The organism is Bacillus sp. EU52, from assembly GCF_037964975.1.
Lineage (GTDB): Bacteria > Bacillota > Bacilli > Bacillales > Bacillaceae > Bacillus > Bacillus subtilis.
Genome location: NZ_CP150177.1, coordinates 2,790,365 through 2,811,514 on the forward strand (window position 1 = coordinate 2,790,365; position 21,150 = coordinate 2,811,514).

The window sequence follows — 21,150 nt, forward strand, 5'->3', positions numbered from 1 at the left end:
TGCGTTACCCCTTCCATTCGAGGTGCGGGCTATTCATATAGACCATGGTTGATCAGCGTTTTGTTTTCATTGATGATTCTTAATCCGGTGCAGCGGTCTCTTAAGGTGTGCGCGTGTCTGAAGGCATTCTTGACGGAATCCTGCCCGACACCGATTTCGTCAAAATACGCAGGGCCTCCGGCTGATCTCAGCCAATCAGCCAGCACTTCTCCTTCCGGGAGAGTTTGATAAGCCGATTGGATGGCTTGCCGCCGGCTCGGTGAAAATTCGTTCAGCCCGTCATCCTGAGCGAGCTTTCTGTATGTGTCAGTTAATAAAACAGCTGCACAGCCCACCTTTGCCCCATGAAGAATCTGTGGCCGTTTTTTCTCCATTAATTCCATCTCAATCCAATGTGAAATATGATGCTCGCCGCCTGATGCCGGTCGGGAATGATCTAATGCCAGCATGACAAGCCCCGATACAAGTAAAGACTCCATCAAAACCCGTATGCCAGTTTCCGTTTTCATCGCAATGTCTTCTGTGTGTTCAATGCAGGCAGCAAGCGCCTCCTGAACAATCTTAGCTCCTGCTGGCGAATAAGGCTCGCCGGCAAGATGCCGGGATATTTCCCAATCTGCTAAAGACGTTATTTTACCGAGCATGTCACCAAAGCCAGCTGCCACCATTGACTGCGGTGCCGCTTTTAATAGATCCAGATCAGCGAACAGTGCAGATGGGGCCTTCGTTTGAATGGTTGTTTTCGTGCCATATAAAATAATCGGCGCACCGGCTGATGTAAAACCGTCTACAGATGGAGCAGTCGGATAAGAAATAAACGGCAAATCTCTTTGAAACGCCGCAAAGCGGACGATATCATGAATCGTGCCCGAACCGACTGCGATCATGACATCCGTTGGTTGTTTCGTATGGATCAGCACATGAATGAGCGATCGTTCATCAGCTGTCACATCTCCGGCTTCATTTTCTGGAATGATCAGGCACTCGGCCTGAAATCCTTCTTGATTCAGCTGATTTTCCAGATCAATTCCTGCAATGCGGTGTGTATTCGCATCGCAGACAAGGACAATATGTTTATTGTTTTTTTGTTTTACGTAATTCAAAAGCGAATCAGCTGCTTGTTTACCGAGAACAATTTCTTCAACTTTTATAGGCAACGTCTTTTCTCCGGCGTGTTCAAAAGCACGCTGAACGTCAGCTGCGATACGATTCATATCAGAATCCCCTCCTCAGCCAATTTGGTTACATCCTTAATAGAATCCAGCACATAATCCGGCGTGTACAAACGCTGTTCGCCCTGTTTCGCAGAACCAGTTAGCACTAAGGCGCTTTTCATGCCATAAAGCTTCCCCATCGCAATGTCAGATTCAATGCTGTCTCCTATAATCATGCATTCATGTGCGGACAGCCCCATTGCTGTACAGGCAGCCTCCGCCATCAGCCATGACGGTTTTCCGACAACAAGTTCAGTCTTCGCTTGTGCGGAAGCCTCTATCGCCCCAATCATTCCAGCCACATCAATGGCATTTCCGTCTTCGTTCGGAAAAGAGCGGTCTTTGTTTGTAGCGATAATACGAGCGCCGCCGGCAGCCGCTTGAAAGGCTTGATTTAAATCGTCGTACGTGAGCGTTTCATGAAGGGAGATCACGAGCCAATCCGCTTCCTTCGGTTCGTTCGCGTTCTGCACACCGGCCAGCCTCAGCTCGTCAACCAAGCCTTGTTCCCCAAGCACCCATACCTTTGAAAAACGATAATGTTTTTTCAGAAAAGCCGCTGTCACGCTTGATGACAGAACAATGTCGTTTACGTCCGTTTCAATCCCCGCGCCAAGAAGTTTTTTTCTGCACATGGCACGGGAGATATTCCCCCGGTTGCTTAAAAAGACGATTTTCTTTCCCATTCTCCTAAGCGTTTTGATCGCTTCTCTTGCTCCTTCGATCAACTCATTTCCTCTGAATACAGTACCGTCCAAGTCAATCAGAATGCCAGCCGGTGACACAGGCGTATCATGACTGGCCATAATACGCATTTGCTCCGTGTTTTCGATAAAAATGCTTTTCATGCAGGACTGTATTGATTGGGGTTACATCCTTGTTCAGCATAATGGAGTGATAGGCCATTTCGGCAACCGTTTCTAATACAACTGCGTTATGAATGGCATTTAAGGCGTCAGTGCCCCAGCAGAACGGTCCGTGATTATTCACGAGCACACCCGGCACCTGTTCGTAGTTATGATGCTGAAAGGTTTCCGCTATGACTTTTCCTGTATTCAGTTCGTAGTCATGAATGATTTCTTCATCGTACATTTCACGAGTACATGGAATCGCACTGTCAAAATAATCAGCATGGGTCGTGCCTAACGGAGGGATGTCTCTGCCCGATTGTGCCCAGCTTGTCGCCCATTGAGAATGGGTATGGACAATTCCCCCGATATTCGGAAAGGCTTTATATAAATAAACATGGGTAGGTGTATCTGAAGAAGGCTTAAGCGAGCCTTCGACGACCTCTCCATCAAGGTTCAAAACAACCAAGTCATCTGCTGTCAGATCGCTGTATTCGACTCCGCTAGGTTTGATGACAATTCTTTCTTTTTCACGGTCAATGCCGCTGACATTTCCCCACGTAAAGGTTACCAGCTGATGCTCTTGAAGCTTCAGGTTGGCAGCCAGCACTTCTTTTTTTAATGTTTCAAGCATGCTCCATCACCCTTTTTCAATTCTTTTTGGCGGCAGATGAAAATTGAAGATTTTTGATCGTTTTCAGACGCTTCATGACATGGTTTTCTTTTCCGAAATAATGAACCAGCTCTTTATATTCAGCGTACAATTTTTCATAAACCGCGGCGTTTTCGGCATTTGGCGTATAAGTTATATCTTTCAGTTTTCCCATGTTCGCCGCTGCCTCTTTGATATCATCGTAGCCGCCTTTTTCTTTGCCTGCTGCAAGCGCGCCGAAAATGGCAGATCCTAAGGCTGGGGCTTGCGGTGAACCAGAGATTTTAATGTCCATGTTTGTCACATCCGCATAAATCTGCATGACAAACGGGTTTTTCTCAGCTATTCCGCCGGCTGCGTATAGTTCCTCAATCGGAACACCGCTTTCTTTGAATGTTTCGATAATCATCCGGGTTCCGTAAGCTGTCGCTTCAACTAACGCTCTATAAATCTCTTCAGGCTTCGTCAGCAGTGTCATGCCAAGCAGCATCCCTGTTAAATCTGCATCAACAAGAGTTGAACGGTTTCCATTCCACCAATCTAAAGCAAGCAAGCCGCTTTCACCAGGCGCTTGATGGTTTGCTTTCTCACTCAGCAGCTCATGAACGCCAATGTTTTTTTCCTTTGCTTCCTCTTGATAAGCTGGCGGGACACATGTTTTCACAAACCAGTCAAAATGATCGCCGACACAGGACTGCCCGGCTTCATATCCCGCATAGCCCGGGAGAATTCCGTTGTCCACAACGCCGCACATTCCTGGAACGATATGCACCTCTTCACCAAGTAGAACATGGCACGTCGAGGTTCCCATAATCATCAGCATTTTCCCTGGCTCTGTAATGCCGACCGCCGGTACGGAAACATGAGCGTCCACATTGGCAACCGCAACAGCCGTTCCCGGGAGAAGCCCTGTCAGCTTTGCCATTTTTTCAGTCAGACTGCCGGCTTTTTCTCCTACTGAATGAATAGAACCTGACAATTTGTCCTTTGTAATCGTTTTCATTGAAGGATTTAATTTCTCAAAGAAATCATCTGACGGATACCCCGCTTTTTCACTCCACATCGCTTTATACCCTGCGGTACAATTGCTTCGCTTGAGCGAGCCGCACAGCTGGTACACGATCCAGTCTGCAGCCTCGATGATCCGGTCAGCCGCTTCATAAATGTGAGGCGCTTCCTCGGCAATTTGCATGACCTTTGGAATCATCCATTCTGATGAAATTTTTCCTCCGTACCGCTGTAAAAAAGCCTCTCCTTCTTCTTCCGCGATTTGATTGAGCCGATCAGCATGTTTTTGGGCCGCATGATGCTTCCAGAGCTTCACATAGCTGTGCGGCTCCTCTTCATATTCAGGCAGCATGCATAACGGCTGCCCGCTGCTGTCAATAGGAAGGATCGTACATGCCGTGAAATCAATTCCAATCCCGATAATGTCTTTCGGTTCAACGCCCGTCTGTTCGAGTAAAGACGGAATGGTTGTTTCCAAGACTTCGAGGTAATCAGCAGGGTGCTGCAGCGCCCAGTCACGCGGCAGCTTTTGACCCGTTTTTGGAAGGACGGTATCAATGACAGCATGCCTGTATTCTTTTACAGCAGCCGCAAGTTCCTCCCCTGTTTGGACATGAACGAGCACTGCTCTTCCTGATAAAGTTCCAAAATCAACCCCTATTGTGTAAGCCATGTGACATCCCCCTCTACTTTTGAAGCCGGTAAAGCGCCTCGTTCCATTTTAACTCGTGTTTCAGTTTATGAATTGTCGTATCACGGGAAATGAGAACACTTTCGATTCCCGCCATTTCCGCCCAATCAAGCATTTGCTCCGCTGTCAGTTCATAAGACAGGCAGGTATGGTGTGCACCGCCGGCTAAAATCCATGCCTCCGCTGCTGTTTTCAATGACGGCTCCGGCTTCCAGAGAACACGGGCAACCGGTAAATTCGGCATGTCTTTTTCAATTTCCTGGCCGTTGACTTCATTCAGCACAAGGCGGAAACGCCCGCCAATATCAACAATGCTAGCTTGAATGGCAGAACCGCTGATGCCGTTAAATACAAAACGCGCAGGGTCCTCTTTGCCGCCAATCGAAAGCGGATGAACCTCGATTTTCGGCTGATCCAAAGCGACAGTCGGACACACTTCAAGCATGTGAGAGCCCAGAATCATTTCATTTCCCGGTTCAAAATGGTACGTGTAATCTTCCATGAAGGAAGTTCTTTTTCCTTTAGCCATGATTTTCATCATCCGTACAAGGGCCGCTGTCTTCCAATCTCCTTCACCGGCAAACCCATAGCCTTTCTCCATCAGGCGCTGAACGGCAAGTCCCGGCAGCTGTTTCATTCCGTGCAGCACTTCAAACGATGTCGTAAACGCTGTGTATCCGCCTTGCTCAAGGAAAGCGGTTAAGCCAAGTTCAATTTTCGCCTGTTCTTTAATGGACGCTACCTTTGCTTCGTCACGTTTTGTTTCCTCACTGATCACATATAGTCTGTCATACTCGGCATAAAGCGTGTCAACCTCGTCGTCCGTAATGCGATCCATCACTTCAACGAGTTCCCCGATGCCATATCCGTCAACCTGCCAGCCAAATTGAATATGCGCTCCCACCTTGTCTCCGTCCGTTACCGCGACATGACGCATGTTATCTCCAAATCTGGCAACCTTAATATGTCTGCTTTCATTTAATGCAGCCGCCGTATCCATCCACTGGGACATTTCTTTTTTCACTTCTTCATCATCCCAATAGCCGGCAATGACTTTTCGGCTAAGCCCCATTCTCGAGTTGATGTAACCGTACTCTCGATCGCCATGCGCGGATTGGTTGCTGTTCATAAAATCCATGTCAATCGTACCCCACGGGATATCGCGATTATATTGGGTATGCAAATGCATAAGCGGTTTTTGATAAGAGGAAAGGCCTTCTATCCACATTTTTGCAGGGGAAAATGTGTGCATCCATGTAATGATGCCAGCACATGTCTCACTGTACTCCGCTTCTCTTAACAGCTCTCTAATGGTTTCCGGTGAAGTGACGACGGGCTTATGAGTGATTTTATATCTGGAAGAAATCCCGCTGAGCCCCTCACAAATGCTTTTAGCATGCTGATCTACGAGTTCCAGCGTCTCTTCCCCGTATAGGTGCTGGCTTCCTGTCACAAACCAGAATTCATAATCCTTTGTCTGAAGCATGTAAACTGCCCCTTTCTCATAAAATAAAACGCTTTCAAATACAAAAGATACGTACTAATGTTAGAAAATAAACCTATAAATAAATATTTGTACGAACAATTTTATTATAGTAATTGACTATTATACTGTCAATCTTTTCTTTTAAAAAAAGCCGGGGGCAGAGCCCGGCTTTTTAATTCAATAGGACGGCCAGCCCGAGCTCCAATTCAAATCATTGATGAGAAGCTTTGGAATGCCATTGTCATTGGCATCATAGGCATGGCGAACAAGAATGTTTCCGTTCACAATATCCTGGCCTCCAGGTCCTTTCCATTGGTCATTGCCCGAATCCAAAATAGTGCCTCCGCCTTCAAGCATGCTTTTTCCGCTTTTATCAAGATAAGGGCCTGTAATGTTTTTGGATCTTCCGTAAGCAATTTTGTACGTACTGTTTACCCCGTCACAGCATTTATCAAATGAAACCATTAAATAGTAATATCCATTTTGATACGTAAGAGTAGGAGCTTCTAAGGCACCTCCATTATTCGGTCTAGCTGCAATCGAATAGAGCGAGCCTGTAGGCTTCATCGTACTCTTATCGAGCTTAGTCAGCTTAATGCCGCTCCAAAACGAGCCGAATGCAAGCCACGGGTTGCCATCCTTGTCGAATGTCAGCTCCGGGTCAATGGCGTTATAATTATTTGAGCTTGTCGAACGAATCACCAAGCCCTCGTCCTTCCAGCTCCCCGAACTGATGCTTGTTGAAGATGCCAGGCCAATGGCAGATGTATTGCTTCCAAAAGAAGAAACGGAATAATATAGCCAGTACTTGCCGTTATAGTATTGGATGTCCGGCGCCCACTGGTTTTGACCATAATTCGGCACATAATTGGACCACCACGATAGCGGTGTAGTGAAAATGGATTTTTGTACGGTCCAATTTTTAGCGTCTGAAGACTTCAAAACCCGCAGTCCCCGTTCTTCAGTAAGCCCTGTTCCAAGCGCATACCATGAGCTCCCCTCTTTAATCATAGTCGGGTCATGAAGCAGCTCATTGGATGCACCCCAAAACGCTGCCTCTGCGGGAGCAGCAGAAGTGAATATCAAACCTGCAGCCAGAGCTGCACTCGAAAAGTGTAAGAAGCGTTTCCATGTTTTTTTCTTTTTCAATTTTGTTTAACCTCCTTTATATTAGAAAGCGCTTACAAATTAGATTGTTTATCCTCCCTTCCTGTCAAATCGAGCTGCGTATCGTATATCGTCATGTTCAGGAAATTTTCGGTATCCCCTTTATTGTAGTCACTATGCTGTAATTTGTACAGACAAAAAAATAGAATCCGCCTAAATAGGCGGATTCTTCCGTATCTTTATTGGTACGTAATTTCGTCAACCGTTTTTCGGTCTAACTTCTTAATGACTTCCGTAATTAACTTTACCGCGTTTTCATAATCATCACGATGCAGCATGGCCGCGTGCGTATGAATGTAGCGGGTTGCAATGGTAATGGACAGCGCAGGAACGCCATTCGCCGTCAAATGGATGGCACCAGAATCAGTTCCGCCGCCGGCAATGGCATCAAATTGGTACGGAATGCCGGCTTCCTCCGCAGTGGCTACAACTGCATCGCGCAAACCTTTGTGAGAGACCATGGATGCATCGTAAACGATAATCTGCGGGCCTTTGCCCATTTTGCTCTGCGCTTCTTTCTCGGAAATGCCAGGCGTGTCTCCTGCTATTCCTACATCAACACCAAACGCAATATCAGGCTGAATGGTGTGCGCAGCCGTTTTCGCTCCCCTCAGGCCGACTTCCTCCTGCACGGTTCCGACGCCATACACTATATTTGGATGGTCTGTGTTTTGTAAGTTTCTTAACACATCAATTGCAATCGCACAGCCGATGCGGTTGTCCCAGGCCTTTGCGAGTAGGAATTTTTCATTGTTCATGACCGTAAACTCAAAATGCGGAACGACCATATCTCCCGGGAGTACACCCCACTCCAAGGCTTCTTCCCGGCTTGAAGCTCCAATATCAATAAACATGTCTTTTATTTCCACTGATTTTTTTCTTGCTTCAGGAGACAAAATATGAGGCGGCTTAGATCCGATAACCCCTGTGATTTCTCCTTTTTTTGTGACAATGGTGACGCGCTGGGCAAGCATAACCTGAGCCCACCATCCGCCAACGGTTTGAAAACGGATAAAGCCTTTATCTGTGATTTGTGTCACCATAAAGCCGACTTCATCCAAATGTCCGGCGATCATAATTTTCGGACCGTTTTCTGCACCAGTTTTTTTGGCAATTAAACTGCCCAGGCGATCTGTTGTCACCTCATCAGCAAATGGTTCTATGTATGATTTCATCACTTGCCTTACTTCTCTTTCATTGCCCGGTATGCCTTTTGCATCTGTTAAATCTTTCAGCATGGTCAATGTTTCATCTAATTTTGCCATGTTCCAAACCCTCCTTCATCAGTCCTGCATTCTTATTATACAAAACATGGCGCGAACCATACGACTATTTCACTTGAAAATCGGGTATATGTTTTTACAGCTTTCTTTTAGAAAAAGTGAAACCTTTTTCTATGCTTTTCGTATTACATCAGATCATCACCATAAGGGAGGTGCCTTCACACAATGTTTGTCATGGTTCTAAGGATTATTTTGCTTGCACTTTTTGCTTATTGTATTTATGCCGTGGTCAAATATGTCGCGAATCCTAAGAGAAGGCTTAAGCTGGCCCAATCAAAAGAACATTTTTATATTATTGATGAACAAAACAATACCCGGAAGAATTTTCAGCTGACGTATAAAGGCGTGCTTTTTGAGGGAGAAAAGCATATTCCTTCCAAGGATCATCCGCTGTTTATTCACACGATCTTTGTCTGGACAGAATCTCCTGAGAAGCTGAAACATTTCTCTGCAAAAGATTTTGAGAACATTGAAGAAAAAGTGCTGGAACGATATCCAAATTGTAAGATTGACTGGGACCAGCCCATTAAACTCGCAAAAAAAGCAGAAGAGCGTTAAACGCTTTTCTGCTTTTTATAAATCAAACGGGCTGTAGTAAATAGCGATGAGAATCGCTTCAATTACCAGAAGAAGCGGTACTCCATACTTAAAAGAAGCGTGTTTCGTTTTATGTCTGAAGGTTTGCATGCCAAGCCAGACACCGAGCGCTCCAAACACGATGGCTATCAGCCACAGCCGGTCTTCAGAAATTCTCCACTTGTGCTGCTGCGCTTTGCGTTTGTCAATGCCCATCACCCAAAAACCGCACAGATTAATCAACACCAAATAAGCAGCAATAATCATGTTGCCTCATCCTTTATATAGAAAAAGCCGCTCTGCTGGAGAGCGGCTCTATATGATTACTTGTTTAATTGAGCTTTAGCAGCATCAGCAAGCTGATTGAATGCAGTAAGATCGTTTACAGCAAGATCAGCAAGCATTTTACGGTTTACTTCGATACCAGAAAGCTTAAGACCGTGCATTAAACGGCTGTAAGAAAGGCCGTTCATGCGAGCAGCTGCGTTGATACGAGTGATCCAAAGTTTACGGAAATCACGTTTTTTCTGACGACGGTCACGGAAAGCATAGTTTCCAGATTTCATGACCTGCTGGTTAGCTACTTTGTATAATGTATGTTTTGAACCGAAATAACCTTTTGCTAATTTAAGAACCTTTTTACGACGCTTACGTGTAACAGTTCCGCCTTTTACTCTTGGCATTGAATTTCCCTCCTAATTGTTCCTTATCCGATTACTTGATGTTAGCAAGCATTTGTTTGATACGTTTGAAGTCTCCTGCGCTTACAACAGCACTCTTGCGAAGCTTACGCTTTTGCTTTTGAGATTTGTTGGCGAATAAGTGACTTGTGTACGCGTGAGAACGTTTTAACTTCCCAGAACCTGTCTTTTTAAAACGTTTAGCAGATCCGCGGTGAGTTTTCATTTTTGGCATGGGATTTCCTCCTTATTGCTTTTCGTTTTTCGGTGCGAGCATTAAGAACATGCTGCGGCCGTCCATTTTTGGTTTTGTTTCGACTGTCGCAACCTCAGCACATGCTTCGGAGAAACGGTCTAATACACGCTGACCGATTTCTTTATGAGTGATTGCGCGTCCTTTAAAGCGGATAGAAGCTTTCACTTTATCGCCTTTTTCAAGGAATTTAATCGCATTGCGCAATTTCGTGTTAAAGTCATGCTCATCGATTGTCGGACTTAACCGAACTTCTTTTAAGTTAATGATTTTTTGATTCTTGCGTGCTTCTTTTTCCTTTTTCTGCTGCTCAAATCGGAACTTACCGTAGTCCATGATTCGGCAGACAGGCGGTTTTGCATTCGCTGCAACTAACACAAGGTCAAGATTTGCGCGGCCGGCGATTTCAAGTGCTTCCTGACGGGACTTGATTCCAAGCTGGTCGCCATTTTGTCCGATTAAACGGACCTCACGTGCACGGATACCCTCATTAACCAATTGATCTTTGCTAATAATGAGCCACCTCCATAGTTTCTTCGAATTGATTCACAACTCATTTTGAATGCATTTTGCAGGCAAACAAAAAGTGTGGGCATTATAAAACACCCACACTACGAACATCTGTATCAATAAAAATGTACGGTCAACCTGCCAACTACATGCATGTGTCAATCAGGTGAGAAGCGGGTGCTTCTGCTTGTGATTTATATTCAATTCAATAACTATTCTACACAATACCGGATCTTTAGTCAAGGACGACTTATCCGGAACAACTTTTACATTGTAACATGGGTTTTCTATGAGCGCAAGAGAGAAAAAGAAAATCTTTCAGCCCCACCAAGATGCAAAGAACCAACAATTCCCCCCTTATTTCGCAATTTACAACAAAGCCACCGACAGGAAGAAATGTAAAACAAAGTTAATATCTGACCGATATAAGAAGCAGAAGGGAGCCTGACACATGAACAAACTGATACAGCTTGCTTTATTTTTCACATTGATATTAACCGGTTGCTCGAATAGCAGCATATCTTCCGAATCAAAAGTCGAAACTGTTAAGACAACGGCAGCATTTCCTCAAAAGGGGCTGGAGAAAGAGCTAAAAAAACTAAAACCCGTTTCATTGGACATGAAGTTCGAGAGTCCACTTGCTACTGAGTTAGGAAAGCGGAAGGCAAAAGAGGAAGCTGAAAAGCAAAGACAAATCGCCGCTGAGAAAAAGCTTGAAAAAGAGCGGGAGGCGAAACGAAAGAAACAGCAGGAGGAAAAAGCGGAGAGACAGCGATTAGCAGAGCAGCAGGCTGCAGAGAGACAGCGATTAGCCGAAGCGGAAAGACAAGCTGAACTTGAAAGACAGCGGCAGGCAGCAATCCAAAAAGAGCAGAAAGCGAACGCTGAGAAAAAGCGGCAATCGCAGGCACAACGGCAGCAGACTGAGGCACCCTCATCTAATAGTCAAGATCCACCATCTTCCTCGAGTCAGACAGATAAAACCATTCAACAGCCAGCTTCAGAGCTTCCTGATGACGATGGTTATGGTTATGAAGAACGAAAAAAGTGGCATGACGATCAAGTAGAATGGGGCATTAAACAAGGGTATATCGATCCCGAAGACGCACCATAAAATAAAAAAAGCCAAGGCATTCAGCCTTGGCTTATCCTCCGATCAGCTGCACGAACACAGGGATGACCAGAACCGTTACCACTCCTACTACGACAACAGCAATACTTGCCATCGCAGCTTCAACTTCTCCCATCTCAATCCCGACTGCTACACCAAGTGCATGTCCGGATGTTCCAAGAGCCAATCCTTTAGAAATCGGATTTTTCACTTTAAACACCTTCAAGAACAATGCTCCGAGCGCATATACGATGACAGCGTTAAAGATGACCGCAAAGGCTGTGATGTCGCTGATGCCCCCGATGCCTTTTGATAAAGGAAGCGCAATTGCCGTTGTAGCCGCCTGCGGAAGCATGCTTTTCATTACGGCCGAATCGAGATGAATGCCTTTAGCGAGCAGATAAACAATCGTGACAGAGCAGATAGAGCCGGCAATAATGGAGGCCATGATTTGCCACCAGTACTTTTTAAGCTTATCTCTTTGTTTGTACAAAGGAATTGCAAATGCGATCGTTGCCGGTTCAAGGAAAAACTTAATGATCTCTCCCCCGTTATTATAATCCGCGTAGGAAAAACCGCCGATTTTTAAAAATGCGATCCCCAGCACCATGGCAACAAACAAAGGAGTGAAAAGGAAGAAGCCTTTCGTTTTCTTAAATAAAAAGGTGCCGATGCCGAATGCAGCAAGTGATACGACAATCCCAAAATAAGGACTCATTGTGCTTTCCATGTGAAGAACCTCCTGTTTCCCTTAATGGTGAACGAGTTCGTTATTGTTCTGCGGGCTTTGCACTGTTTTTGTTTTCATGTCCGCTTCGGTTTTGCGTTTTCCGCTCAGCGACAGAATCAGCTGAGAAAACAATCCCGTAGCCCCCAGCAAAATAATCGTTGCGAGCAGAATGACAAGAACAATTTGCAGGCCGTATTGCTGCATCACACCAAGCGAATTCATAACAGATATACCTGACGGAACAAATAAAAATCCGATCAGAGAGGTTAAAGACGTTCCGAGCGTCTCCACTTGTTCCAGTTTAATGACTTTCAAACATAATAGGAGAAATAATAAGACCAACCCTACAACCGATGCCGGGATAGGTATTGGGACAATAGCGGCAATCATATTTGAAACCAGCATAATGACGGCAAAAATAAATGCTTGTGTTAAAAACCCGTACACTTTTTTAGCACTCATTTTCTTCACCTCTTTCTCTTTGGTACCCTCATTATAAATAAGAATTCCCTGTTATAAAGCGCTTACAAGATAACATGCCGTATAGCGGGTCTGAGTTGCAGAATCAAATGGCTGAAATGCAAAAAGCCGCCCATCAAATATGGAGCAGCTTTTTCAATTCCTTCGCATATGTCCGGCTGACCGGTATTTTCGATCCGTCTTTCATGATCAGATTATACGTTGAATTAAACCATGGCTGAATTTCTTTAATATATTCAGTATTCACGACAAAGCTCCGATGGACGCGGATAAAATCAGAATCCGGCAGCTTTTTCTCAATCACAACGAGTGTATCGCTGACCGTATAAGAATGATCGAAGGTTTTTACATTGACATGACCATCTTCTGTTCCGGCATAGATAATGTCCTTCGTATCCACAATCACAATCGATTCCCCCACAGATAGCGCGAGCTTGTGCTGGCCGGCATGGCTGTTTTGCTCTGTTTCTACAATATCCCGATTGACTTTTTTATATTTTTTCAGCGTTTGCTGAATTCTTTCTTCATCGAAAGGCTTGGTTAAATAATCAAGAGCGTCCACCTCAAACGCTTTGAGCGCATACTGGTCATACGCTGTCGCAAACACAACAGCAGGAGGATGCTTCATTTTCTTCAATCGCTTTGCGATATCAAAACCGTTTTCTCCGGATAAATCAACGTCTAAAAACAGCAAATCAGGTTTTTGATCCATCATTTGGTCAAAAGCGGATTCGATATTTTCCGCTTCATTGATTTCCATTTCCTCATTGGTCCGCTTAAGCAAGTAAGCCAGTTCATCCCTTGCCAGCATCTCATCATCAACTATTAACACCCTGAGCATGTTCTTCTCCCTCTTTCATCTGTTGCATTGGCACTTGAAAGGAAACCTCTGTCCCTTTATGAACCTCACTGCTGATATGCAGTGCAGCCTGCTGTCCGAATAAACCGATCAGCCGCTGATTTAGGTTATAAAGCGCTGTACCGGTTCCCTCCTTAGACGGAAACGGTTTCTTTCCCAGTTCCGGCAAGACGTCCGGCGGAATTCCGCGTCCGTTATCCGCCACCTTCATATAGACGGATGCGTTATCAGATAAGACACAGACTGTAACCTTGCATATGTCTTGTTTTTTCGGAAACGCGTGCCGAAGCGCGTTCTCGACAAGCACCTGCAAAACAAACGGAGGGATTTCAATCTGCTCCAGTCTGCTGTCGATATTAAGCTCAATTTTATATTTCCCGGGAAAACGCGCCTGTTCTAATGACAAATAGGCGTTAAGATGGTTCAGCTCCTTTGAGAGCGGAATCAGCAGCTGTCTCGCTCCTTGAAGGTTTGAACGAAAATAAACACTGAGCTGCAATAGGAGCTTACGGGTTTTTTCAACATCTGTACGGCATAGCGCAGAAATCGTGTTGATCGCATTAAATAAAAAATGCGGATTCACCTGTGCTTGAAGCGCTTTAATTTCAGCATCCTTGAGAAGTTTGCTTTGCAGCTCTGCTTCCCCAAGCTCAAGCTGTGTCGAAAACAGCATGGCCAGCCCCTCGGCAAGTTCCTCCTCTACCTGACTCAGGCCTGCCGGGCTTTTAAAGTACATTTTTAAGGTGCCGATTGTATTGCCGTTCGATGTCAGCGGCAGGACAATTGCAGCGTGCAAAGGGCATTCAGCATGCGTGCATTCAATCTCTTCCTGCGAAATCGCCTTCATAATATGCCCTGTTTTAATCACCTTTTTGGACAGGCCGGTGATCAAGCTTTTCGATGGGATGTGGTGATCCATTCCCGCACCGACATGCGCAAGGATCTTTTCTTTGTCAGTGAGAGACACCGCATCTGTTCCTGTCAGCTTATGGATAATAGCCGCTACACTTTTACAGGAGTTCTCATTTAATCCTTGGCGAAAAAATGGAAGTGTCTGATCAGCAATCGTCAGCACTCGATGCGTTTCGAGAGCCCTTGCCTGTTCTTCCTTGCGAATGATCGCTTGAATAATAGACAGAAAAATAAAACTGCCTGTTCCATTGATGAGTATCATCGGAATTCCGATCATGCTGACAAGCTCCCAAGCGTCACTGAACGGCTTTGCCATCAGCAAAATAATGATCATTTGCAGTGACTCCATGCCGATTCCCACAAGAGCGGCGATGCGCGGTGTCGGCATTCGATATCGCTTCGTAAAATACCTGCCGATCAAGCCTGCAAGAACACCCGCTAAAATAGATGAGACGGCACAGCTTAAGGCCGTGCTGCCACCGAGTGAAAAACGATGCAGGCCCGCAAGTATGCCGATCCCAGCCCCTACAAAAGGACCTCCGAGAAGGCCCCCGATTTCCACGCCCAAAATACGGGTATTCGCGATAGAGCCCGATGGATCTATCGTAAACACCCAGTCATTGTTTACAATCATATTTCTTTGAATTTCGATGCCTGTATAATTGCTGATGATGCTGAAAAGAGAAAAAATAGAAATTAAAATCGCTTTTCCTTTATAGCCGTCCTGATTCTGAAGAGCTTGTCTGAAAAGTTTCGTATGGGCGAGAATGAACCCTAATATAACAATAATCCCCACTCTCTCCAGCATCATAATCATTAAATGAATCATTCATGTCACCTGTTCTTTCCGTTTTCATTCTAGCATGTTTTCGTTTTACGGCTGACTGTTTTTTTAAAATCGTCTGAAAACATATTTCACAAGGCTTTTATCTATTGTAAAATAAAACATGAGCCTTTTGGCAGAAAGATTTGAATCTGAAGCAGAGGAGAAGATCATGAAAGCCGTATTTTTTGATTTAGATGATACACTACTTTGGGACGAAAAAAGCGTCAGAACAACATTTGCAGAAACTTGCTTACAGGCGGAGAAAAAATATGGCCTTGCCCCTGAGGAATTCGAAGCAGCTGTTCGCGAAGCGGCGAGAGAATTGTACATGTCATATGAGACGTATCCATATACAGTGATGATCGGCATTAACCCGTTTGAAGGACTGTGGTCCAATTTCTCAGAGCCAATCAGTGAAGGCTTTCAAAAGCTGAACAAGATTGTGCCGGAGTACAGAAGAAATGCATGGACAAACGGACTGAAAGCGCTTGGGATCGATGATCCTGCATATGGCGAATACTTGGGAGAGTTTTTTGCGGCAGAGCGCAGAAAGCGCCCGTTTGTATATGATGAAACTTTTGCTGTACTCGATCAATTAAAAGGCAAGTATGAATTATTGCTTTTGACAAATGGCGATCCGAGTCTGCAAAAGGAGAAGCTTGCCGGCGTACCTGAGCTCGCTCCTTACTTCAATGAAATCGTCATCTCGGGCGCATTCGGCAAGGGCAAGCCGGATGTTTCAATTTTTGAACACTGCCTTAAGCTGATGAATATTGAAAAAGACGATGCCATCATGGTCGGCGATAATTTGAATACTGATATTTTAGGCGCTTCAAGAGCCGGAATCAAAACCGTTTGGATCAACCGGACGGATAAGAAAAACGAAACTGACGTAACGCCTGATTACATCATCAGCAGCCTTCATGATTTGTTTCCTATATTAGAGAAATAAAAAAGCATGATCTCTTCAACGAGATCATGCTTTTTATTTTATTTTTTCGCTTCAGCTACTGCCTTTTTCACAAACTCATCAAGTGAAATGGTTTCAGAGTTCTGCTCTCCATACTTACGGACGTTTACCGCTCCGTTTTCTGCTTCTTGGTCACCGACCACCAGCATGTACGGGATTTTTTGCATTTGCGCTTCACGGATTTTGTAGCCGATTTTTTCATCGCGGCTGTCGACTTCAACACGCAGGCCTTCACGCTGCAGGCGTTCCTGCACTTTTTTCGCGTAGTCTAAATGCACAGCCGGAGAAACCGGGATGACTTGGAACTGAACCGGTGCAAGCCATGTCGGCAGCGCGCCTTTGTGTTCTTCGATTAAGAAGGCAACAAAGCGTTCCATTGTTGAAACGACACCTCTGTGAATGACAACCGGACGGTGCTGCTTGCCGTCCTCACCGATGTATGTCAGGTCGAAACGTTCCGGCAATAAGAAATCAAGCTGTACCGTAGACAGTGTTTCTTCTTTTCCGATCGCAGTTTTCACCTGAACATCAAGTTTAGGGCCGTAGAATGCCGCTTCACCTTCTGCTTCGTAATAGTCGTGGCCGATTTCGTCCATTGCCTCTTTCAGCATGGATTGCGCTTTGTTCCACATTTCATCGTCATCAAAATATTTCTCTGTATCTTCCGGATCGCGGTAAGACAGACGGAATGTGTAATCACTTAAACCGAAGTCTTCATATACATCCTGGATTAAACGGACTGTACGGATAAACTCATCCTTAATTTGATCCGGGCGCACAAAGATGTGTGCATCATTTAACGTCATCCCGCGTACGCGTTGAAGCCCTGACAGCGCACCTGACATTTCATAGCGATGCATCGTTCCAAGCTCCGCAATACGAATCGGAAGCTCGCGGTAACTGTGAATGTCTTGTTTGTAAATCATCATATGGTGTGGACAGTTCATCGGACGCAATACAAGTGTTTCATTGTCCATTTCCATCGGAGGGAACATGCCTTCCTGATAATGGTCCCAATGCCCTGATGTTTCATACAGCTCTTTGCTGCCAAGCACAGGTGTGTATACGTGCTCATAGCCGAGGCTGATTTCTTTATCGACAATGTAACGCTCGATGACGCGGCGGATTGTCGCGCCTTTTGGCAGCCAAAGCGGCAGGCCTTGTCCGACTTTTTGAGAGTTCGCGAACAGCTTTAATTCTTTGCCGAGCTTTCTGTGGTCGCGTTCTTTCGCTTCTTCTAGCATACGAAGATGCTCTTCAAGATCAGCTTTTTTGAAGAAAGCTGTACCATATACGCGCTGAAGCATTTGGTTTTTGCTGTCGCCGCGCCAGTATGCGCCTGCAAGGCTTAACAGCTTAAATTCTTTGATTTTTCCGGTTGAAGGAACGTGGACGCCGCGGCACAGGTCAAAGAATTCGCCTTGCTCATAGATCGAAACGGTTTCTCCTTCAGGAATCGCATCCAATAGTTCAAGCTTCAGGTCGTCGCCGATTTCCGCAAAACGGGCTTTCGCTTCTTCACGGCTGACTTCTTTTCGAACGATCGGAAGGTTCGCATTAACGATTTTTTTCATTTCTTTCTCGATTTTCGGCAGATCCTCCGGTGTAATCGCTTCGTCCATTTCTACATCGTAGTAAAACCCGTTTTCGATAACCGGACCGACGCCGAATTTAACATCCTTGTAGATGCGTTTAATCGCTTGAGCCAGCAAGTGAGCCGTACTGTGGCGCATAATTTGAAGACCTTCTTCTGAGCCTTCTGTAATGATTTCCACTGTACCGTCTTCATTGATCGGCGTTCTCAAATCGATTTCTTTTCCGTTCAGTTTTCCGGCTAATGATTTTTTCTTTAATCCCGGACTGATGGATGCCGCGATATCTTCTGTTGTTGTTCCTTTCGCAAACTCCTTGACTGCTCCATCAGGAAATGTGATTTTTACCATATCTGACATCTTTGTCACTCCTTTTTTTGCATATAAAAACCCCGCCCCCTATGAAAGGGACGAGGTTGAATAAACGGAATCGTGGTTCCACCCTTTTTTCCGCAAAGCCAATACGGCACCTGCGGCTCTAAGCTCTGTAACGGGAGTTCCCGTCAGCCATTACTGTTCCTTTTCAAGAGGTTCACAGCTGAAGTTCAAAGGCGGTAAAGCGAATGGTCCTTAGCTGGGAAGCTTGCAGCCAGGGCTTCCCTCTCTTTGAGCTGGTATCATTCCTTCGTGTCCTTATCAATACGTGTGTCTTTCTTAATCTCCTATGTATTATAAATTGTTCAATCCAAAAAATCAACACGATCGCGTTTCCTTTTTTAAACCGACAGCCTTAAATAGACAGGCTGCCGGCCCTCATCCTTCCGAGTGCTTCACCGGTATTTCTGCATCTGTAAAAGCATGCAGCGGGAGCATTTCCACTCTCTCTTGAAATACGTTTTGAATGGTCCTTGCCATCATGTGCTCGGGCTGGTCGGTATAAAGCACGACTTCATCAGGCGCAATGGAAATCAGCGGCGCGAGCAAATGAGAATCAATATACATAGGATGATCCCGGACAAATCTTCTGTCTATGTATTTCATTTTTTCCCGTTCCGGCACATAGCGCAGCTCCCATAATGTAAAGGAACCATCATGGACAATATGCACTTTTTTGATTCGCGGCTGTTTGGCGTCCACATAGTCTCTGAGTGTTTGAATAAAGTTTTGATATTCCTGTTCCATCTTATATTCATCAATCGCTGCTTCTGTAATATCTCTCAGCTGCTTATAGTATGATCCAAGTCGGAAGGTCTGAAAGGAGCGAATGTAAAATACTCCTTCCTCTAAACAGATCGTTTGGAGTTCATCCAAAATTGATTGTTTCCGTGAAAGCTTCAGCGGCTCAAACGGAAGATCGTCTGCTTCACCTTCAATAATACTGTGTGCGAGCTGAAGGATTTGCTGCTGTTCATCCTGGTCCGTGAAACAATAAGTTTCCTCAATCAATGACAGCATATGCTCGTCTTCTTTGCATTCCAAAAAAAATTTGACCAGAATCGGCTCCATAAAACGCTGAATAGGAAAAGCCGGATTCGCTTTTTCAATCCCGATTTTTCGTATGCCTTCACGGACAATGATATTGTTCCGATCGTCCGAATGCTGAATGAGATGTAAAAAAGCGGCTGCATCATGGTCATCTTCAAAGATTATTTCAAGCATGTTTGTCCCCCCTTACGGCATCTGTTACAAGTATATGGGGGATGTTTTTAAAATAGACGTAAAGGTCATTGGCAAATCTTAATTTGATTCTTGGAACAAGTTTTGCATTTTCTTTCTGAAGATGAACGGCAATGAGATAAACACGATATACAAAGCGAGCACCATAAAGAAAGCGGGCAGATTGCCAGCCAAAAAGCTCGCACCCAGCACATTAAGCGCAATCGTCCCAGGGATGATTCCCACAGCCGTTGCGGCAAAATACGGCAGCGCTTTGACATTGGAAAGGCCTGCCGCATAGCTGACGAAATCAAAATTGATCGGCAGGATTCTCAAAAAAAAGATATAGAAAAATCCGTTATCCTCCATTTGCTTCTGAATGGCTTCAAGCCTTGCGTAATGCCCGTTCTTTTTCGCCGAAAACAAACCGGCCGCAAAAAACGAAACAGCTGAAGCGCACATCGAACCGAATAACGTATAAAGCGTGCCGAGAAGCGGGCCAAACGCAAGTCCGCCAGCTATTGAAATAACAGACACCGGAAATAAAACAAGTGGCCTGACGATGGATATCCCGATAAACATCAGAGGTGCAAAGACTCCGAACGACAATACCCATACCCTGATTTCTTTCGGCGATACATTCAAATACGTTTTATTTCCCCAATAGAGTAAACCAGCACCTGCAAGCACTGCCAGCCATTTGACAGCCGTTTTTCGTTTCATACCCTCAGTTCCTTCCCCTTTGAACCACAGCAATTATGGATGTCGGCGGTTTTCTCCGTCAAGGCGGATCGGAGCAGCCAAATATAATATCCGCTCCATTAATCTTGCCGCTTTTACTTCTTCTTTTTCTCCCCTCTGCGAATACGTAAAATGATGCTTCAGCTCGTCAGGTGAGAAATTAGAAGAAAAGAACGTTGGCAGCTGCTGGGACATTCTGTGCTGAAGCACCGTTCCGATGACTTCATCCCTTACCCAGCTTGTCATTGATTCTGCTCCGATGTCATCAAGCATCAATACGGGTGTGGTCTTTACCATATTGAGCTTCTCTTCCAATGTCTGGTCTTGCAGCGAATTTTTAAGCTCTCTCACAAATTCAGGCACATAGACAATCATGGAGGAGTACTCTTTTTCCGCCAGCTCATTGGCAATTGCAGCGAGCATAAACGTTTTTCCTACCCCAAATTTCCCGTATAAATATAATCCTTTCCCTTTTCCCGTCTCATTATAGCTTTTCAGGAAGTCTGTAACATGCTGAAACATCGCGAGCCTGCTCGGGTCACTGATATCAACTTGCTGGAACGTCGCTCCGAGAAGATCCTGCTGGATATACATGCTTTTCATAAGAGACTTTTGTTTCTTCTGCTGGTCGAGCTTCCGTTTGACTGGACATTCATAATACTCGATATCAATAGACCGTCCATTGACAACAAGCTTTGGATGGTATCCCTCCAACAAATTGTTGCAGTTTTCATCTTCCGAACAATAGGAGCAATTCTTGCTTTGTTCGATATATTCATAAAGCTTATTTAAGCTCTTTTCGATCATTTTTTGGTCAATCACTTCTTCGTTTTCCTTCAAAAATGCTTGAACATCTTGATCTTTCATGACTTTTTCCTTCATTTGTTCAAGACGTTTTTGGAAATCCGGCCTGCCGGTTACGCCCTGCAGGGAACGGCCGATTGGTTCCATCTATTCCTTCACCC

Annotated in this window: 22 protein-coding genes and 1 other annotated feature; of the genes, 3 read left to right on the forward strand and 19 right to left on the reverse strand. The window is 45.0% G+C overall.

What is annotated here, in order from left to right; translation table 11 throughout:
- Positions 1–29: 29 nt before the first annotated feature.
- The 7 genes from egsA to NSU05_RS14395 all read right to left on the reverse strand — a co-directional run bounded on the left by egsA (position 30) and on the right by NSU05_RS14395 (position 8,331).
- Positions 30–1,214 (reverse strand): sn-glycerol-1-phosphate dehydrogenase, encoded by a 1,185-nt coding sequence (gene egsA / locus NSU05_RS14365; protein WP_038429437.1) that lies wholly within the window; start codon positions 1,212–1,214, stop codon positions 30–32.
- A complete protein-coding gene (gene araL / locus NSU05_RS14370; protein WP_074794671.1) occupies positions 1,211–2,029 on the reverse strand; it encodes a sugar-phosphatase AraL in 819 nt (272 codons plus the stop codon). Before araL ends, egsA begins: the two co-directional genes overlap by 4 nt.
- Positions 2,007–2,696, reverse strand: coding sequence for an L-ribulose-5-phosphate 4-epimerase (gene araD / locus NSU05_RS14375; RefSeq protein ID WP_003229501.1), 690 nt, complete (start codon positions 2,694–2,696; stop codon positions 2,007–2,009). The genes araL and araD overlap by 23 nt, the downstream gene beginning before the upstream one ends.
- 16 nt (positions 2,697–2,712) lie before the next feature.
- Positions 2,713–4,395 carry a ribulokinase gene (gene araB, locus NSU05_RS14380; RefSeq protein ID WP_015251499.1) on the reverse strand — a complete coding sequence of 561 codons (1,683 nt, stop codon included), beginning with the start codon at positions 4,393–4,395 and terminating at the stop codon, positions 2,713–2,715.
- Positions 4,396–4,408: 13 nt separating this feature from the next.
- Positions 4,409–5,899, reverse strand: coding sequence for an L-arabinose isomerase (gene araA / locus NSU05_RS14385; protein WP_038429440.1), 1,491 nt, complete (start codon positions 5,897–5,899; stop codon positions 4,409–4,411).
- Positions 5,900–6,076: 177 nt separating this feature from the next.
- Complete coding sequence (gene abnA, locus NSU05_RS14390; RefSeq protein ID WP_015251497.1) at positions 6,077–7,048, reverse strand: arabinan endo-1,5-alpha-L-arabinosidase AbnA; 972 nt, start codon at positions 7,046–7,048, stop codon at positions 6,077–6,079.
- Between the two features lie 197 nt (positions 7,049–7,245).
- The gene (locus tag NSU05_RS14395; protein WP_024573509.1) at positions 7,246–8,331 is read right to left on the reverse strand and encodes a M42 family metallopeptidase; all 1,086 of its coding nucleotides are present in this window, start codon (positions 8,329–8,331) and stop codon (positions 7,246–7,248) included.
- A gap of 183 nt (positions 8,332–8,514) precedes the next feature.
- On the opposite strand from NSU05_RS14395, the gene ysdB reads away from it, so the two are divergent.
- Positions 8,515–8,907 (forward strand): sigma W pathway protein YsdB, encoded by a 393-nt coding sequence (gene ysdB, locus NSU05_RS14400; protein ID WP_003229493.1) that lies wholly within the window; start codon positions 8,515–8,517, stop codon positions 8,905–8,907.
- Between the two features lie 15 nt (positions 8,908–8,922).
- On the opposite strand, the gene NSU05_RS14405 is transcribed toward ysdB, so the two are convergent.
- The 4 genes from NSU05_RS14405 to infC are packed head-to-tail and all read right to left on the reverse strand — an operon-like array spanning position 8,923 to position 10,374.
- Positions 8,923–9,192 (reverse strand): DUF1294 domain-containing protein, encoded by a 270-nt coding sequence (locus tag NSU05_RS14405; protein WP_003229490.1) that lies wholly within the window; start codon positions 9,190–9,192, stop codon positions 8,923–8,925.
- A 56-nt stretch (positions 9,193–9,248) separates the two neighbouring features.
- Positions 9,249–9,608 (reverse strand): 50S ribosomal protein L20, encoded by a 360-nt coding sequence (rplT, locus tag NSU05_RS14410; RefSeq protein WP_003222420.1) that lies wholly within the window; start codon positions 9,606–9,608, stop codon positions 9,249–9,251.
- A 31-nt stretch (positions 9,609–9,639) separates the two neighbouring features.
- Positions 9,640–9,840 carry a 50S ribosomal protein L35 gene (gene rpmI / locus NSU05_RS14415; protein ID WP_003222418.1) on the reverse strand — a complete coding sequence of 67 codons (201 nt, stop codon included), beginning with the start codon at positions 9,838–9,840 and terminating at the stop codon, positions 9,640–9,642.
- Between the two features lie 12 nt (positions 9,841–9,852).
- Entirely contained in the window at positions 9,853–10,374 is a 522-nt protein-coding gene (gene infC, locus NSU05_RS14420) for a translation initiation factor IF-3 (protein WP_010886591.1), read from the reverse strand.
- A gap of 58 nt (positions 10,375–10,432) precedes the next feature.
- Positions 10,433–10,563 (reverse strand) — a sequence feature (ribosomal protein L20 leader region).
- Positions 10,564–10,819: 256 nt separating this feature from the next.
- Between infC and NSU05_RS14425 the strand changes: the two genes are divergently transcribed.
- The gene (locus NSU05_RS14425; RefSeq protein ID WP_015714496.1) at positions 10,820–11,482 is read left to right on the forward strand and encodes a hypothetical protein; all 663 of its coding nucleotides are present in this window, start codon (positions 10,820–10,822) and stop codon (positions 11,480–11,482) included.
- Positions 11,483–11,513: 31 nt separating this feature from the next.
- Here the strand turns inward: NSU05_RS14425 and lrgB are convergent, their stop codons facing one another.
- The 4 genes from lrgB to lytS form a co-directional block, all read right to left on the reverse strand.
- A complete protein-coding gene (gene lrgB, locus NSU05_RS14430; protein ID WP_003229482.1) occupies positions 11,514–12,209 on the reverse strand; it encodes an antiholin-like protein LrgB in 696 nt (231 codons plus the stop codon).
- Between the two features lie 21 nt (positions 12,210–12,230).
- Positions 12,231–12,671 carry an antiholin-like murein hydrolase modulator LrgA gene (gene lrgA / locus NSU05_RS14435; protein ID WP_004399155.1) on the reverse strand — a complete coding sequence of 147 codons (441 nt, stop codon included), beginning with the start codon at positions 12,669–12,671 and terminating at the stop codon, positions 12,231–12,233.
- Positions 12,672–12,804: 133 nt separating this feature from the next.
- Complete coding sequence (gene lytT / locus NSU05_RS14440; protein WP_015251493.1) at positions 12,805–13,530, reverse strand: two-component system response regulator LytT; 726 nt, start codon at positions 13,528–13,530, stop codon at positions 12,805–12,807.
- Entirely contained in the window at positions 13,508–15,289 is a 1,782-nt protein-coding gene (lytS, locus tag NSU05_RS14445) for a two-component system sensor histidine kinase LytS (protein ID WP_015251492.1), read from the reverse strand. The genes lytT and lytS overlap by 23 nt, the downstream gene beginning before the upstream one ends.
- Positions 15,290–15,455: 166 nt before the next feature.
- Here lytS and NSU05_RS14450 point away from each other — a divergent pair, with 166 nt between their 5' ends.
- Positions 15,456–16,238: an HAD family hydrolase gene (locus NSU05_RS14450; protein ID WP_015251491.1), complete on the forward strand. Its 783-nt coding sequence runs from the start codon at positions 15,456–15,458 to the stop codon at positions 16,236–16,238.
- A 38-nt stretch (positions 16,239–16,276) separates the two neighbouring features.
- On the opposite strand, the gene thrS is transcribed toward NSU05_RS14450, so the two are convergent.
- The 4 genes from thrS to dnaI form a co-directional block, all read right to left on the reverse strand.
- Positions 16,277–18,208 (reverse strand): threonine--tRNA ligase, encoded by a 1,932-nt coding sequence (gene thrS, locus NSU05_RS14455; protein WP_014480529.1) that lies wholly within the window; start codon positions 18,206–18,208, stop codon positions 16,277–16,279.
- Between the two features lie 393 nt (positions 18,209–18,601).
- Positions 18,602–19,447 (reverse strand): putative sporulation protein YtxC, encoded by an 846-nt coding sequence (gene ytxC, locus NSU05_RS14460; RefSeq protein WP_003229471.1) that lies wholly within the window; start codon positions 19,445–19,447, stop codon positions 18,602–18,604.
- Between the two features lie 78 nt (positions 19,448–19,525).
- Positions 19,526–20,167, reverse strand: a complete 642-nt coding sequence (locus tag NSU05_RS14465; RefSeq protein WP_038430039.1) for a TVP38/TMEM64 family protein — start codon at positions 20,165–20,167, stop codon at positions 19,526–19,528.
- Positions 20,168–20,200: 33 nt separating this feature from the next.
- Positions 20,201–21,136 (reverse strand): primosomal protein DnaI, encoded by a 936-nt coding sequence (gene dnaI / locus NSU05_RS14470; protein WP_014480531.1) that lies wholly within the window; start codon positions 21,134–21,136, stop codon positions 20,201–20,203.
- Positions 21,137–21,150 lie beyond the last annotated feature (14 nt).

Excerpts from the sequence above, each read along its gene's own strand:
- egsA (WP_038429437.1), bottom strand. The coding sequence starts at position 1,214 with ATGAATCGTATCGCAGCTGACGTTCAGCGTGCTTTTGAACACGCCGGA.
- araL (WP_074794671.1), bottom strand. The coding sequence starts at position 2,029 with ATGCGTATTATGGCCAGTCATGATACGCCTGTGTCACCGGCTGGCATT.
- araD (WP_003229501.1), bottom strand. The coding sequence starts at position 2,696 with ATGCTTGAAACATTAAAAAAAGAAGTGCTGGCTGCCAACCTGAAGCTT.
- araB (WP_015251499.1), bottom strand. The coding sequence starts at position 4,395 with ATGGCTTACACAATAGGGGTTGATTTTGGAACTTTATCAGGAAGAGCA.
- araA (WP_038429440.1), bottom strand. The coding sequence starts at position 5,899 with ATGCTTCAGACAAAGGATTATGAATTCTGGTTTGTGACAGGAAGCCAG.
- NSU05_RS14395 (WP_024573509.1), bottom strand. The coding sequence starts at position 8,331 with ATGGCAAAATTAGATGAAACATTGACCATGCTGAAAGATTTAACAGAT.
- ysdB (WP_003229493.1), top strand. The coding sequence starts at position 8,515 with ATGTTTGTCATGGTTCTAAGGATTATTTTGCTTGCACTTTTTGCTTAT.
- NSU05_RS14405 (WP_003229490.1), bottom strand. The coding sequence starts at position 9,192 with ATGATTATTGCTGCTTATTTGGTGTTGATTAATCTGTGCGGTTTTTGG.
- rplT (WP_003222420.1), bottom strand. The coding sequence starts at position 9,608 with ATGCCAAGAGTAAAAGGCGGAACTGTTACACGTAAGCGTCGTAAAAAG.
- rpmI (WP_003222418.1), bottom strand. The coding sequence starts at position 9,840 with ATGCCAAAAATGAAAACTCACCGCGGATCTGCTAAACGTTTTAAAAAG.
- NSU05_RS14425 (WP_015714496.1), top strand. The coding sequence starts at position 10,820 with ATGAACAAACTGATACAGCTTGCTTTATTTTTCACATTGATATTAACC.
- lrgB (WP_003229482.1), bottom strand. The coding sequence starts at position 12,209 with ATGGAAAGCACAATGAGTCCTTATTTTGGGATTGTCGTATCACTTGCT.
- lrgA (WP_004399155.1), bottom strand. The coding sequence starts at position 12,671 with ATGAGTGCTAAAAAAGTGTACGGGTTTTTAACACAAGCATTTATTTTT.
- lytT (WP_015251493.1), bottom strand. The coding sequence starts at position 13,530 with ATGCTCAGGGTGTTAATAGTTGATGATGAGATGCTGGCAAGGGATGAA.
- lytS (WP_015251492.1), bottom strand. The coding sequence starts at position 15,289 with ATGATTCATTTAATGATTATGATGCTGGAGAGAGTGGGGATTATTGTT.
- NSU05_RS14450 (WP_015251491.1), top strand. The coding sequence starts at position 15,456 with ATGAAAGCCGTATTTTTTGATTTAGATGATACACTACTTTGGGACGAA.
- thrS (WP_014480529.1), bottom strand. The coding sequence starts at position 18,208 with ATGTCAGATATGGTAAAAATCACATTTCCTGATGGAGCAGTCAAGGAG.
- ytxC (WP_003229471.1), bottom strand. The coding sequence starts at position 19,447 with ATGCTTGAAATAATCTTTGAAGATGACCATGATGCAGCCGCTTTTTTA.
- NSU05_RS14465 (WP_038430039.1), bottom strand. The coding sequence starts at position 20,167 with ATGAAACGAAAAACGGCTGTCAAATGGCTGGCAGTGCTTGCAGGTGCT.
- dnaI (WP_014480531.1), bottom strand. The coding sequence starts at position 21,136 with ATGGAACCAATCGGCCGTTCCCTGCAGGGCGTAACCGGCAGGCCGGAT.